The sequence below is a fragment of the Flavobacterium sp. JAS genome, from assembly GCF_020991455.1.
Classification (GTDB): domain Bacteria; phylum Bacteroidota; class Bacteroidia; order Flavobacteriales; family Flavobacteriaceae; genus Flavobacterium.
Map to the genome: position 1 here is coordinate 1 of NZ_JAJMOX010000014.1, position 13,994 is coordinate 13,994.

Annotated in this window: 12 protein-coding genes; 10 read left to right on the top strand and 2 right to left on the bottom strand. The window is 34.5% G+C overall.

Features of this window, described 5'->3' with window-relative positions:
* Positions 1 to 126: 126 nt before the first annotated feature.
* Positions 127 to 1,206 (bottom strand): DNA replication/repair protein RecF, encoded by a 1,080-nt coding sequence (locus LPB88_RS20010; RefSeq protein ID WP_230717448.1) that lies wholly within the window; start codon positions 1,204 to 1,206, stop codon positions 127 to 129.
* A 404-nt stretch (positions 1,207 to 1,610) separates the two neighbouring features.
* Between LPB88_RS20010 and LPB88_RS20015 the strand changes: the two genes are divergently transcribed.
* From LPB88_RS20015 to LPB88_RS20040, 6 genes are all read left to right on the top strand, one after another.
* Positions 1,611 to 2,393 (top strand): tetratricopeptide repeat protein, encoded by a 783-nt coding sequence (locus tag LPB88_RS20015; protein WP_089353645.1) that lies wholly within the window; start codon positions 1,611 to 1,613, stop codon positions 2,391 to 2,393.
* A gap of 81 nt (positions 2,394 to 2,474) precedes the next feature.
* Positions 2,475 to 3,047, top strand: coding sequence for a 6,7-dimethyl-8-ribityllumazine synthase (gene ribH / locus LPB88_RS20020; RefSeq protein ID WP_230717449.1), 573 nt, complete (start codon positions 2,475 to 2,477; stop codon positions 3,045 to 3,047).
* Between the two features lie 220 nt (positions 3,048 to 3,267).
* Positions 3,268 to 5,157, top strand: coding sequence for a DNA mismatch repair endonuclease MutL (gene mutL, locus LPB88_RS20025; protein WP_230717450.1), 1,890 nt, complete (start codon positions 3,268 to 3,270; stop codon positions 5,155 to 5,157).
* On the top strand, positions 5,154 to 5,903 hold the full coding sequence (locus LPB88_RS20030) for a rhomboid family intramembrane serine protease (RefSeq protein WP_230717451.1): 750 nt from the start codon (positions 5,154 to 5,156) through the stop codon (positions 5,901 to 5,903). The genes mutL and LPB88_RS20030 overlap by 4 nt, the downstream gene beginning before the upstream one ends.
* A 44-nt stretch (positions 5,904 to 5,947) precedes the next feature.
* Positions 5,948 to 6,811: a rhomboid family intramembrane serine protease gene (locus tag LPB88_RS20035; protein WP_230717452.1), complete on the top strand. Its 864-nt coding sequence runs from the start codon at positions 5,948 to 5,950 to the stop codon at positions 6,809 to 6,811.
* 48 nt (positions 6,812 to 6,859) lie between these two features.
* Positions 6,860 to 7,876, top strand: a complete 1,017-nt coding sequence (locus LPB88_RS20040) for an endonuclease/exonuclease/phosphatase family protein (protein ID WP_230717599.1) — start codon at positions 6,860 to 6,862, stop codon at positions 7,874 to 7,876.
* 195 nt (positions 7,877 to 8,071) lie between these two features.
* Here LPB88_RS20040 and LPB88_RS20045 read toward each other — a convergent pair whose 3' ends face one another.
* The gene (locus tag LPB88_RS20045) at positions 8,072 to 8,917 is read right to left on the bottom strand and encodes an AraC family transcriptional regulator (protein WP_230717453.1); all 846 of its coding nucleotides are present in this window, start codon (positions 8,915 to 8,917) and stop codon (positions 8,072 to 8,074) included.
* A gap of 176 nt (positions 8,918 to 9,093) precedes the next feature.
* Here LPB88_RS20045 and LPB88_RS20050 point away from each other — a divergent pair, with 176 nt between their 5' ends.
* The 4 genes from LPB88_RS20050 to LPB88_RS20065 all read left to right on the top strand — a co-directional run bounded on the left by LPB88_RS20050 (position 9,094) and on the right by LPB88_RS20065 (position 13,994).
* Positions 9,094 to 10,008 carry a dihydrodipicolinate synthase family protein gene (locus LPB88_RS20050; protein WP_230717454.1) on the top strand — a complete coding sequence of 305 codons (915 nt, stop codon included), beginning with the start codon at positions 9,094 to 9,096 and terminating at the stop codon, positions 10,006 to 10,008.
* 79 nt (positions 10,009 to 10,087) lie between these two features.
* The gene (locus LPB88_RS20055) at positions 10,088 to 11,671 is read left to right on the top strand and encodes an aldehyde dehydrogenase (NADP(+)) (RefSeq protein WP_230717455.1); all 1,584 of its coding nucleotides are present in this window, start codon (positions 10,088 to 10,090) and stop codon (positions 11,669 to 11,671) included.
* A gap of 2 nt (positions 11,672 to 11,673) precedes the next feature.
* On the top strand, positions 11,674 to 12,684 hold the full coding sequence (locus LPB88_RS20060; protein WP_230717456.1) for a 4-hydroxyproline epimerase: 1,011 nt from the start codon (positions 11,674 to 11,676) through the stop codon (positions 12,682 to 12,684).
* Between the two features lie 74 nt (positions 12,685 to 12,758).
* Positions 12,759 to 13,994, top strand: a complete 1,236-nt coding sequence (locus LPB88_RS20065) for an FAD-binding oxidoreductase (RefSeq protein ID WP_230717457.1) — start codon at positions 12,759 to 12,761, stop codon at positions 13,992 to 13,994.

The following is a 13,994-nucleotide window of genomic DNA, read 5'->3' on the forward strand; positions in this document are numbered from 1 at the left end:
GAATGACAATATTGCGGTTACTTTGCGTCAAAGCATTAAATCCGTTTAATCCGTGAAAGCTGCGGCTAAATTATTTTAGACAAAGTAAATTCGGGAAAATTCGAGAAATTCGTGGCTAAAAAAAAATCACAAATTAAATATCTTATAACTCTGATGTGTTGATTTTACAATCGCTTCGGTACGTTCTGGATGCGTGTCTGAAATAAAAAGCTGGCCGAAAGTTTCGCTATTTACCATTTCGATAATTTTGGCAACACGACTTTCGTCTAATTTATCAAAAATATCATCAAATAATAAAAGAGGTTTTACGCCACTCTGTTTTTTTAAAAATTCGAATTGAGCCAGTTTTAAAGCAATCAAAAAAGATTTCTGTTGACCTTGAGATCCAAATTTCTTTATAGGATGTGAATCAATTTCAAATGATAAATCATCTTTATGAATTCCGACACTTGTATATTGGAGCGCGCGATCTTTATTAATGTTCTCTTTTAAAAGTGTCAATAAGTCTTTTTCGAACAAATGACTTTCATAAACCAATTGTACCGTTTCTTCAGATCCGGTTATGGCTTGATGGTGTATATTAAATATAGGTATAAATTGCTCCAGGAAATCTTTTCGCTTTTCAAAAATAGATTGTCCAAAACTATTTAGCTGCTCATTATATATAGATAAGGTGTCATTGTCAAAAGTATGATTGAGGGCAAAATACTTTAATAGCGCATTTCGCTGCACGATTACTTTTTGATATTGAATAAGCTGATGTAAATAAGTAGAATCTAATTGCGAAATCACACTGTCCATAAATTTACGGCGTGTTTCGCTTCCTTCAACAATTAAATCACGATCGGCTGGAGAAATAATCACAAGCGGAATAAACCCAATATGATCTGAAAATTTATCGTAAGCTTTTCCGTTTCTTTTTAAGATTTTCTTCTGTCCTTTTTTTAAACTGCAAACGATTTGTTCTGTTCTGTCGTTTTTTTCTAATTCGGCATCAATTACAAAAAACTCTTCTCCGTGTTTGATATTCTGAACCGCCAACGGATTAAAATAACTTTTTCCGTAAGCCAAATGATAAATTGCATCGAGCACATTGGTTTTTCCAATTCCGTTTTTGCCCACAAAGCAATTGATCTTGTGGTCAAAATCAAAACTGACTTCGGAGAAATTTTTATAATTGAATAAAGAAATTTTGTTTAAATACATTTTTTAGGACTGAAAATAAGGCTTGCTTCTAGTGAATTTAGGCTCTTTGCTTTGCAGATTTAGGTTGTTTTCTGCCACAGATTGAAAGAATTTAAAAAGATTTCTTTGTCAAATCTAGTTTTATGACTTTTTTAATCTGTGAGAATCTGTGAAATCTGTGGCTAAAATTACGGTATTAGCTGAAAAAAGCACTTTTTTTGGAAAGCAAAAGTTTAAGGGTGCAAATTATTGAAAATTATCGATATAATAGGCTTTTGGCGCATTTCAGGACGAATTATTTTGTTTGAAATCGTAAAGAAGTTGTCGTTTAGTAAAATATTTTTTTAAAACAGAGAGAAAATTGATTTTTTTTACGTTAGTTTCAATAAAAATTTTATTTTTGCCGTTCACTAAATTAATTTGAAATGGCTACTTATAATAAAAGAGGATATAAAACACCAAAAGAAAAAGAAGTTAAAGATGTTGTTACAGAAGAACAACAAGTAATCATTGACGAAAAGGATAGTACAACGGCTGGTGTGTTCTCAAAATTAGATGAAACCGCTTCAAAAACTGAGGATTGGGTTGCTAAAAATCAAAAAATCATTATTGGTTTAGTTGCTGGTATTGCAGTTGCTACAATTGGATATTTGGCTTACCAAAAATTTATTGAAGCTCCTAAACAAAATGAAGCTGCAAGCGAAATGTTTGTTGCGCAACAAAATTTTGAAAAAGCAACAAATGGTGTAGCAAGCGATTCATTATATAAATTGGCTTTGAATGGTTCTGAAGGTAAATTCGGATTTGTTAAAATTGCTGACGAATATTCAGGAACTGATGCAGGAAACTTAGCGAACTATTATGCTGGTATCGCATCTTTGAATATTGGTAAATATGATGACGCTATTAAGTACTTAGGTAACTTTAAATCAAAAGAAGCTATCGTTGGTGCTTTGGCAATTGGTGCAATTGGAGATGCTTATTCTCAAAAGAACCAACAAAAAGAAGCTTTAGACTATTATGTAAAAGCTGCTGAATCTAACAAAAATGATTTCACAACACCTCGTTTCTTATTAAAAGCAGGTAAAACAGCTTTGGCTTTAGGTCAAAAAGAAGACGCTATCAAATACTTAACTGATATTAAAGAAAACTACGATGCAGCTCCAGAAGCAGCTTCTGTTGATGTATTGATTGGATTAGCACAATAAAAATTTTAGACTTTAGATTTAAGATTGTAGATTTGTATTTAGGAATCTAAATTCTAAAATCAAAAATCTAAAATATTACTGATGGCTACTGAAAATAAAAACTTATCAGAATACGATAAAAACACGATCCCAAATGCGAAAGACTTTCGATTTGGGATTGTTGTTTCTGAGTGGAACGAAACCATAACAGAAGGACTTTATAATGGCGCTTTTGATGCCTTAGTTGATTGTGATGTACCGCAACAGCAAATTATTCGTTGGAATGTTCCGGGAAGTTTTGAGCTGATTTATGGTGCAAAGAAAATGTTGCAAACGCAAAACGTAGATGCGGTTATTGTAATTGGATGTGTAATTCAAGGCGAAACCAAACATTTTGATTTTGTGTGCGAAGGTGTAACGCAAGGAATTAAAGATTTGAATGTTCAGACTGATATTCCAGTTATTTTTTGTGTTTTAACAGACAATAACATGCAGCAATCTATTGACAGAAGTGGAGGAATTCACGGAAACAAAGGAACCGAAGCAGCAATTGCAGCAATAAAAATGGCTTATATTCGTCAGCAAGCTTCAATGTCACATCCGTTTCATCAACCATTATTGTCTTCAGGTGCGCTTCAAATCGAAGACAAACCAAGAAAAATTGAGAACGAATAAAACACAATTGTTTTAAAAATACTAAAACCTATGCTGTGTAAAAAGAGTATAGGTTTTTTGTTTTTTTTATGATAGCTGTTATTCTAAAACCCAACAGAAATTCATTAAATTTGTACACCTTGGTTTTTAAAAACCATAAATGAATTAATAATATTATCCTGAGATTTTTACAGACCATGTTTGTTCGAATTAGGGAACAACCTTTAACCCAAATTTTTTAATGTCGAGTATTATTCAATTACTTCCTGATCACGTTGCTAATCAAATTGCTGCCGGAGAAGTGGTTCAAAGACCAGCTTCTGTAGTAAAAGAGTTATTAGAAAATGCTGTGGATGCAAAAGCAACTGATATAAAATTGATCATTAAAGACGCTGGAAAATCATTGGTTCAGGTGATCGATAATGGTATGGGAATGAATGTAACTGATGCTCGTTTGTGTTTTGAGCGTCACGCAACTTCAAAAATACGTCAGGCAGAAGATTTATTCTCGCTTCATACTAAAGGTTTCCGTGGAGAAGCGTTGGCTTCTATAGCTGCTATTGCACACATGGAAATGAAAACCAAGCAAGATCAGGACGAATTAGGAACTCATATTATAATTGAAGGAAGTAAATTTGTTTCGCAAGAAGTAGCCGTTTTACCAAAAGGAACTTCATTTGCGGTTAAAAACTTGTTTTTTAATATTCCGGCACGTCGTAATTTCTTAAAATCAGATACCGTTGAATTCCGTCATGTTATGGATGAATTTCAGCGTGTAGCTTTGGCACATCCAAATATTCATTTTACATTTTACCATAACGGAAGCGAGATGTATAATTTACCGGCGGCAGGTTATCGTCAGAGAATTGTGGGGATCATGTCCGGTAAAACCAATGAAAAACTGGTACCCGTTAATGAAGATACCGAAATTATAAATGTTCAGGGATTTGTTTGCAAGCCTGAATTTGCTAAGAAAAGCAGAGGCGAGCAGTTCTTTTTTGTAAACGATCGTTTTATTAAAAGCGGATATTTACATCACGCGGTAATGGCGGCTTATGATGGACTTTTGAAAGACGGTTCTCAACCAAGCTATTTCCTGTATTTACAAGTTCCGCCAAATACGATCGATATCAATATTCATCCGACCAAAACAGAAATTAAGTTTGATGATGAACAGGCTTTATACGCAATTTTAAGAGCTTCTATAAAACATAGTTTAGGACAATTTAATGTTGCTCCGGTATTGGATTTTGATCGCGATGCAAATTTAGACACACCATATCATTATAAAGATTTAGAAGCCGAAACGCCAACGATTCAGGTCGATGGAACTTTTAATCCCTTTACGGATGATAAAACCAATCAACATTATTCGAAATCAAGTTCGGGATCCGGTTCAGGATCAAGCTCATATTCAGGAGGATATTCTAAAAGAGTCGAACCTACCGCGAGCTGGGAAAGTTTGTATGTGGGACTGAATACAGAAAGTATCGAAAGTTCACCTTTTACATTCGAAAACGAAGAAGTAACATCGTCATTGTTTAATGATGATGAGGTAGAACAAGCAAGTCAGGGAACGTATCAAATTCATAAAAAATATATAGTTTCACCAATAAAATCAGGAATGGTTATTGTTGATCAGCAGCGTGCACATCAACGTATTTTATACGAGCAATTTTTGTTGAATATGACCGTTAATCAAGCATCAAGCCAGCAATTATTGTTTCCTTTGAATTTATTTTATTCGTCGAGCGAAATGGAATTAATCGAGGAGTTGAAGCCTTCATTAGAAACAACAGGTTTTGTTTTTGAAGAAGCTCAAACAGACCATATTGTCATTTCGGGAATCCCTGTAAATATTACAGAAAGTGAAGTCTCTCTTGTAATAGAGCAATTGCTGAGTGATTTGCAAGACGGAATTCCAGCCAATAGTTACAGTCAGAATGATACGATTGCGAAATCTATGGCCAAAAGTTTAGCGGTTAAAACCGGATCTTATTTAACCGAAAAAGAACAGGATAATTTGGTAAACGGATTATTTGCCTGTAAAGATCCAAACATTTCACCTTTTCAAAAACCTACATTCATCACGATGCGTGTTGAAGATATAGATAAAAAGTTTGCCTTATGATGAAAATGACACCCGTAGTAAAACAATTATTGATAATTAATATCATATTTTTTATTGGCTGCAATTTAGTTCCTGCTGCAGATGCATATTTTGCTCTTTTCTTTCCCGAGAATCCAGGATTTAGATTTTGGCAACCTATCACACACATGTTTATGCATGGAAGTGTGATGCATATTGCTTTTAATATGTTTGCTTTATATTCTTTTGGTTCGACATTGGAACATTTTTGGGGCGGTAAGAAATTCTTGTTTTTTTATATTTCTTGCGGATTAGGAGCGGCTTTGATAAATTATGCTGTAAACTATTATTTTTATCAAGATGCATTAAATACATTATTAGCTAATGGCTACAATAAAGTTCAAGTTTTGCAATTATTAGATGAAGGAAAAATAGATACGAGATGGCAACAAATATTGTCTGTTTCTGAATTTAAACATTTTACTGAGGCTTATTTCGGGACTGTTGTTGGAGCTTCTGGAGCTATTTACGGATTGCTTGTTGCTTTTACTTTTATGTTTCCTAATGCGGAACTTGGAATTATGTTTATTCCAATTCCAATTAAAGCGAAATATTTTGTACCGGTTTATATGCTTTTATATGATGGTTTCTTTGGGATTTTAGGAAATTCATTCTTAGGTGTAGCAGATGGAGTGGCTCATTACGCACATATTGGCGGTGCACTCTTTGGATTTTTAATTATGTGGTATTGGAAAAAAAATCAGTTTAATCAAAATCGTTGGAATTAATTTTTAACTTTAATATAAAAAAATAAAAACTAAAGAAAGCTTTTATGAACATTCTGGACGATTTAAAACTACAATATAAATTAGGTGGAATTGCAATGCGTGTCATTTACTGGAACATTGCTTGTTTTTTGGTTTCATTAGTGTTTTTCTATCAATATTCTATTGGTCAATTTGCTTTTCCAAATTGGTTGGCTTTGTCATCAGATCCTAGTGTTTTCTTATATAAACCCTGGACATTTTTAACGTACGCATTCTTTCATGACGGATTTTTGCATTTGTTATTTAATATGATGGTTTTAAACTTTGCCAGTAATTTATTTCTAACCTTTTTTACTCAAAAGCAATATCTGGGATTATACATTTTAAGTGCTATTTTCTCTGGAGTTGTCTTTGCGTTGAGTTTTTACTTTTTAAATTTTGCGGCTTCTATTGTTGGTGCTTCCGCTGCTATTATGGCAATTTTGGTTGCAACCACAACGTATCAGCCCTTAATGAATGTACGTTTGTTGCTTATCGGAAACGTTAAATTATGGCATATTACGGCTGTGATTTTGGTTTTAGATTTAATGCAGTTTCGTTTAGACAACACCGGCGGGCATATCTCGCATTTAGCCGGAGCTGTTTTTGGATTTATTTATATTAAGCTGCTTCAAAACGGAACAGATTTGAGTATTATTATTTCCAAAACGCTTGATTTTTTTACAAATCTATTTAGAAAATCTCCATCGACCCCTTTCACAAAAGTTCATAAAAATTACAAAAAACCTACAGAAAAAGTGACGTCCCGAATTGTTACGAAAGACAAAACGCAACAGCAAATCGACGAAATTTTAGACAAGATTAGCCAGTCTGGTTATGATTGTCTCACAAAAGAAGAAAAAGAGTTTTTATTTAAAGCTGGAAAATAATCCTTTTAGCAAACAAATATGAAAAACCTTTCGTGGTTTAATAAAATAATGTTCTTTTTGAATATAGTTCTGACTGTACTGACATTTAGTATCTATATTTTACCGTTTTTAGCACCTAAAAGTTTTCCGCTTTTATCGGTGCTGACGCTCTTTATGCCAGCTTTTTTTGTCCTGAACGGATTGTTCTTTGTTTATTGGGCAATTCAGTTTAAAAAGCGTCTTATTTTGTCTGGTTTGGTATTATTAACCGGAATTACATTTATAAGTAAATTTTATAAATTTTCGACGAAAGAATATGTAGCTGATGAAAGGGATTTTTCTGTGATGAGTTATAATGTGCGTCTTTTTAATGTTTTTAAATGGTTGGATCGTGATGATATTCCGTCAAATATTAAAGCCTTTATTGACGAAAAAGATCCGGATATTTTGTGTATTCAGGAATATTCAAACTCTGCGCATTTAGATTTAAAAGTGTATCCGCATCGTTATATTTTTATTGAAGGAAATAAAATTAAAACCGGCCAGGCTATTTTTTCAAAATTTCCCATTATAAATGAGGGTAATATTATTTTTCCTAAGTCAGATAATAATGTTATTTATGCTGATATAAAACGGGGTAAAGATGTGATTCGGGTCTATAATATGCACTTGCAGTCGATTAAGATTTCGCCTGATGTTAGTGATATTTCAAATAATATAGACAACGTAAATCAGGAAAAATCGCAGCTTATTTATACCAGAATCAGCAAGGGATTTAGACAACAACAGGAACAGGCTGAGATGTTCAAAGAAAATATCAAGCAATGTAAAAATCCGATTATTATTTGTGGTGATATGAATAATAGTCCGTTTTCATACGTGTATCGAAATATAAAAGGAAAACTAAAAGATGCTTTTGAAGAAGCTGGGGAAGGTTTTGGAGCTACCTATAAATTCAAATATTATCCAGCCCGAATTGATTATATTTTTACAGACAGTAAAATGAAAGTGAAGCAATTCGAAAGTTTTCCGGATTTTGAAAACTCAGATCATTATCCAATTATGACGAGACTATCTATTGAATAGTTTTTACTGCAAAGATTTTTTTACCGCAAAGTTCGCCAAGTTTTTTATGTAAGCTTATCATAAAAACACAAAGTTCGCAAAGCTATGTATTGATCTAGCTTTGCGAACTTTGTGTTTTCTACGCGCAATGTAAAATTAAATCTTTGCGAACTTTGCGGTTAAAAAAAATCTCTGCGGTAAAAATTATACGGTAGTTTACAAGTTTAGCTTTCTATATTGTAAAGGAGAGGTTTGTTTTAACTCCTTAAATTTTCTGTTGAAATTTGAGATGTTATTAAAGCCACATAATTCGGCAATTTCTAAAACAGAAAGTTCACTGTTATTTGCCAGTAGCTTCGAAGCATGCTCAATTCTCACTTCTATTAAAAACTGAAAAAAGGACTTGTTCGTCCGGACTTTAAAATACCGGCAAAAAGCGTTTTTAGTCATATTGGCAATCGAAGCAATTTCGTCTAGATTTATGTTTTTGCTAAAATTAGTCATTACATGTTCAAATACTGTCTGCATTCGTTTTCCTTCATTATCGGTGATTTTTTTATCATATAAATGATTAGACAAAAGTTCTTTGTCGTTGTTTGAAAGCCATTTCAGTATTTCCAGAAACAGAATAAAACGTTGATAATTGTCGGCTTTTTTTAGTTTTTTGAAAGACTTGGTGATTTTTTTGGGTGCATTATGGACTATAAAGCCATTTTTGCTGCTTTCTAAAAAAGGATGAATATTTTTGAATGTATTTAAGGAGAAAAAATCTCTTCCAAATGAGTTTGTCGTAAAAAACAAGGTAAGCATAATGGATGGTTCATTTTCGCGTACTTCACTTCTGAAAACATGAGGTAAATTGCTGCCAATCACCAATATGTCGCCTTCGTTGTAATGCGAAATAGTATCACCGGCAAAAATTGCACCTTCGCCTTTTTCGATAAAACTAATCTGAATTTCTTCATGCTGATGAAGTTTGTCATAGAAAACAACTTCTCTATCTTCTTGATATATAAGGGGATCTTCTCCTGATTTAGGGATTTTGAACGGAAAAACTTTCATGGTTAGGTTAGTTAGTTACTTCAAATATATTTTATTTTGTAAAAAAAATAGCAATATATTAGTTAGTTTTTTACTTAAATGGGATATATACGGTAATATAGTATTATTTTAAGGTAATTTTTAAGTCTCCTGCTTTGTTCAATATAAATAATTTTGGCCTAATTAAAATCAATATTATGAGTATTCAATGGAAAGGCGTTATGCCAGCGGTAACTACAAAATTTACTGCAGATGATAAATTAGACTTCAGAATGTTTGAAGTTAACTTAAAAGCACAACTAGACGCAGGTGTAGAAGGAATAATTCTTGGCGGAACTTTAGGAGAAGCCAGCACGCTTTTAGAAGAAGAAAAAAGAGAGTTGGTAAAAGGTACTGTTAGCATGGTTAACAATCAAGTGCCGGTAATCATGAATATTGCTGAACAAACTACACGCGGAGCAATTTTGGCTGCTAATAAAGCGGAACAAGATGGAGCAAAAGGATTGATGATGTTGCCTCCAATGCGTTATAAAGCTTCTGATTATGAAACAGTAGTGTTTTTCTCTGAAGTGGCTAAAAATACTACGCTTCCAATAATGGTTTATAATAATCCAATTGATTATAAAATTGAAGTTACATTGGATATGTTCGAAGAAATTTTAAAATTCGATAATATCCAGGCTGTAAAAGAATCAACCAGAGATATTTCTAATGTAACAAGAATGATCAATCGTTTTGGAGATCGTTTAAAAATATTATCGGGAGTTGATACATTGGCTTTAGAAAGTTTATTAATGGGATCTCACGGATGGGTTTCTGGTTTAGTAGATGCTTTCCCGAGAGAAACCGTTGCGATTTACAAATTAGCAAAAGCGGGACGAATTGACGAAGCGTTAAAAATATACAGATGGTTTTTACCTTTATTAGAATTAGATATTAATTCTTTTTTAGTTCAGAATATCAAGCTTGCTGAAGTAGCAACAGGAATTGGAACAGAAAATGTTCGTGCACCAAGATTGCCGCTTCGTGGAGCTGAGAGAGAGCACGTTTTAGGAATTATTGCCAGATCATTAGAATCAAGACCGGAATTACCGGATTATAAAAATTTGTAATCATAGGCTGATACAATTGGTTTTACAAGTTTCTTCTTTTAAGAATTGTAAAGTATTTATTCAAAAAACAAAAAGAGATATGATTACAGGAAAAAATTACGTGGGAAATACACTTAAAGCTGCCGGAGAAAAAACATTCAAAACATTTAATCCGCAGTTAGATAAGGAAAATCCTTGGGTTTTTACAGAAGCAACTCAAGAAGAAATAGAAGAAGCTGTTACGTTGGCCAATCAGGCTTTTGGGACTTATAAGAATTGTTCCGGTCTTGAAAAAGCAGTTTTTTTAAATGCTATTGCAGACGAAGTTTTAGCTTTAGGAGATAATTTGTTAGTGCAGTATTGCAGTGAATCCGGTTTTCCAATGGGTCGAGCAGAGGGGGAACGAGGCAGGATGGTCGGACAATTACGTTCGTTTGCTCAAATGCTTACCGAAGGGAGCTGGGTTCAGGCTGCAATTGACACTGCAATAACAGACAGGGTTCCTGCTCCAAAAGAAGATTTGCGAAAAATGATGGTGCCATTAGGTCCTGTTGTAGTTTTTGGATCGAGTAATTTTCCGTTTGCATTTTCAACAGCCGGAGGTGATACCGCTTCAGCTTTAGCGTCGGGTTGTCCTGTAATTGTAAAAAGTCACTCGATGCATGTTGGTACTGGCGAAATGGTAGCTTCTGCAATTCTTAAAGCTGCCGAAAAAACAAATATGCCAAATGGAGTTTTCTCTAATCTTGTTGGAGGCGGAACAACTCTTGGCGCTAGTTTGGTAAAACATCCGTTGGTAAAAGCAGTTGGTTTTACAGGAAGTATTCGTGCCGGAAGAGCTTTGTTTGATCTTGCAGCACAGCGTCCAGAACCAATTCCGGTTTTTGCCGAAATGGGAAGTGTGAATCCGGTAGTTTTTCTGCCAAAAGCATTAGAAGTAAACAGTCAAAAATGGGCAACGGCTTATGCAGGATCAATTACCCTTGGCGCAGGTCAGTTTTGTACCAATCCAGGATTATTATTTGGAATTAAGGGAGCTGAATTAAATAAATTTGCAGAAGAATTGGCAAAAGCCATTGAAAAAATTGAACCATTTTGTATGTTGCATCCATCAATGAAAAATAGTTTTGAGGAAGGTGCAGCAACAATGATTGCTCAAAATGGAGTTTCGAAAATTGCTGAATACAAAGGCGAAGCAGCTCCTAATTATGGAGTTCAGAAGGTTTTGACGGTAGATGGTAAAACTTTTTTAGAGAATAAAACATTAAGTCATGAGGTTTTCGGACCTGTTTCAATAGTTGTACAATGCGATAATGAAGAGCAGTTACTGAAAATTGTCAATCAATTAGACGGGCAATTGACAGGAACAATTATCGGAGAGTCAGACGAATTGAAAGATTATAATAAACTGATCGCGGCAATGCAAAACCGAGTTGGGCGCTTGATTTTTAATGGCGTTCCTACAGGAGTTGAAGTTTGTCCGGCAATGATTCACGGAGGCCCTTATCCGGCTTCTTCTGATTCTAGATTTACGGCAGTTGGAATTCATTCTGTATACCGTTGGGTACGACCATTTAGTTATCAAAACTGGCCAAATGAGTTATTACCGGCAGAATTACAAAACGAAAATCCATTGCAAATTTTAAGAACGCTAAATAATATTCAAACGAAATCTCAGGTATAATAATGGCAAAGAAAACTTTTTTTTGTGTAGATGCACACACTTGCGGAAACCCTGTGAGAGTTGTGGCTGGCGGAGGACCAAATTTGGTTGGTGCTAATATGAGCGAAAAACGTCAGCATTTTTTAAAAGAATTTGATTGGATTCGCAAAGGATTAATGTTTGAACCTCGCGGTCATGATATGATGAGCGGGAGTATTTTATATCCGCCAAGTAATCCGGATAATGATTTTGGAATTTTGTTTATCGAAACTTCCGGCTGTCTGCCAATGTGCGGTCACGGAACAATTGGTACTATTACAATTGCCATTGAAGAAGGTTTAATTACGCCAAAAGTACCCGGAAAAATAAAAATGGAAGCCCCTGCAGGTTTGGTAAATATCGAATACCAACAAACCGCTGGAAAAGTTGACTGGGTTCGTTTGACCAATGTAAAATCATATTTAGCAGCTGAAGGTTTAACTATCGATTGTCCTGAATTGGGCGAGATTACTTTTGATGTTGCTTACGGCGGAAATTATTATGCGATTGTAGATCCGCAGAAAAATTTCTCAGGAGTTCAGGATTTTACAGCCAGCAAAATTATTCAGTTTAGTCAGGAAGTCCGTAAAAGAATCAACGAGAAATATCCGGATTATTTTATTCATCCGCAAAATGATACCATCCGCGATGTGAGCCACATGTTATGGACGGGCGAACCTCTTGATCCAAGTTCATCCGGAAGAAATGCAGTTTTTTACGGCGACAAAGCCATAGATCGTTCGCCTTGCGGTACCGGAACTTCGGCGAGAATTGCTCAGTTGCATGCAAAAGGAAAGCTTAAAAAAGGTGAAGATTTTATTCACGAAAGTTATATAGGCAGTAAATTTATTGGTAGAGTCGAAGAAGAAACTTCTATTGGTGAAATTGCTGCAATTGTGCCAAGCATTCAGGGCTGGGCAAAAGTATACGGTTACAATACAATCATGATAGACGAATCAGATGATCCGTATGCACATGGTTTTCAGGTGATTTAAAAACTAATAAAAAATTTGATTCATTGAAGGAAGAAATAGTAACTTCCTTCAATGAATTTTTTAATTCTGTATAAATGAAAAAAGTAAGTATAATTGGAGGAGGAATAATTGGTCTGTGTTCAGCCTATTATCTTGCTAAAGAAGGTTTTGAGGTAACCATTTTTGATCAATCTGCGATGGATGACGGTTGTTCTTATGGAAACGCAGGAATGATAGTTCCGTCGCATATAATTCCGCTGGCGCAACCCGGCATGATTGCGCAAGGAATGAAATGGATGTTTAATAGTCAAAGTCCGTTTTATGTAAAACCAAGATTAGATGCTGATTTAATCAAATGGGGATTGCAATTCTACAAACACGCAAATGCAAAACATGTAGAAAAAGCAATGCCGGCATTACGAGATTTATCTTTGTTGAGTAAAGAGTTGTATCAGGATTTTGCTAAAAATAATAATTCTTTTTTCTATGAAGAAAAAGGACTTTTAATGTTGTACAAAACAGAAAAAGTGGGACACGAAATGTTTCTTGAAGGAAGAGAAGCAGAAAAAATGGGATTGAAGGTTGATTATCTTTCGGCGGAAGCCGTTGCAAAATTAGAAAAAGGAACAAAAACAGATGTTCAGGGTGGTGTTCATTATACAGGTGATGCGCATTTATATCCTCAAAAATTTATGCAATTTATAAAGCAGGAATTAGAACAATTGAAGGTCGAAATACATCCGGCAACAATGGTGCAGGATTTTGTTTTTGATAAAAATAAAATCACCAAAATTGTAACCAGCAAAGGTACATTTGCTACAGACGAGGTAGTTTTGGCAGCAGGTTCATGGAGTCCTTTATTGGCGAAGAAAACAGGAATTTCAATTTCAATCCTTCCGGGAAAAGGCTACAGTTTTACCTTAAAAGATAAAAGCCATAAACCATCAATTCCATCTATTTTATGTGAAGGAAAAGTAGCGGTAACGCCTATGAATAATGATATTCGTTTTGGAGGCACTATGGAAATCACACACACCGGAGATACTAAAATCAATAAAAACAGACTACAGGGAATTGTAAACAGTATAAACGAGTTTTACCCTGAAATGAAAATAGGAATGCCTGAAGAACAAGAAACCTGGTTTGGATTCAGACCTTGCACACCTTCCGGAATGCCAATTATTTCGCGTGCAGAAAAAGTTGTAAATTTGACTTTCGCAACCGGACACGCCATGATGGGTTTAAGTCTTGCGCCGGCAACAGGAAAAGTAATTACAGAGATTATTTCTGGTAAAACGACTTCTGTTGATACAAAAATGTTTCAATTATAA

Excerpts from the sequence above, each read along its gene's own strand:
- LPB88_RS20030 (WP_230717451.1), top strand. The coding sequence starts at position 5,154 with ATGATGAAAATGACACCCGTAGTAAAACAATTATTGATAATTAATATC.
- LPB88_RS20010 (WP_230717448.1), bottom strand. The coding sequence starts at position 1,206 with ATGTATTTAAACAAAATTTCTTTATTCAATTATAAAAATTTCTCCGAA.
- mutL (WP_230717450.1), top strand. The coding sequence starts at position 3,268 with ATGTCGAGTATTATTCAATTACTTCCTGATCACGTTGCTAATCAAATT.
- ribH (WP_230717449.1), top strand. The coding sequence starts at position 2,475 with ATGGCTACTGAAAATAAAAACTTATCAGAATACGATAAAAACACGATC.
- LPB88_RS20035 (WP_230717452.1), top strand. The coding sequence starts at position 5,948 with ATGAACATTCTGGACGATTTAAAACTACAATATAAATTAGGTGGAATT.
- LPB88_RS20060 (WP_230717456.1), top strand. The coding sequence starts at position 11,674 with ATGGCAAAGAAAACTTTTTTTTGTGTAGATGCACACACTTGCGGAAAC.
- LPB88_RS20015 (WP_089353645.1), top strand. The coding sequence starts at position 1,611 with ATGGCTACTTATAATAAAAGAGGATATAAAACACCAAAAGAAAAAGAA.
- LPB88_RS20040 (WP_230717599.1), top strand. The coding sequence starts at position 6,860 with ATGTTCTTTTTGAATATAGTTCTGACTGTACTGACATTTAGTATCTAT.
- LPB88_RS20050 (WP_230717454.1), top strand. The coding sequence starts at position 9,094 with ATGAGTATTCAATGGAAAGGCGTTATGCCAGCGGTAACTACAAAATTT.
- LPB88_RS20055 (WP_230717455.1), top strand. The coding sequence starts at position 10,088 with ATGATTACAGGAAAAAATTACGTGGGAAATACACTTAAAGCTGCCGGA.
- LPB88_RS20065 (WP_230717457.1), top strand. The coding sequence starts at position 12,759 with ATGAAAAAAGTAAGTATAATTGGAGGAGGAATAATTGGTCTGTGTTCA.
- LPB88_RS20045 (WP_230717453.1), bottom strand. The coding sequence starts at position 8,917 with ATGAAAGTTTTTCCGTTCAAAATCCCTAAATCAGGAGAAGATCCCCTT.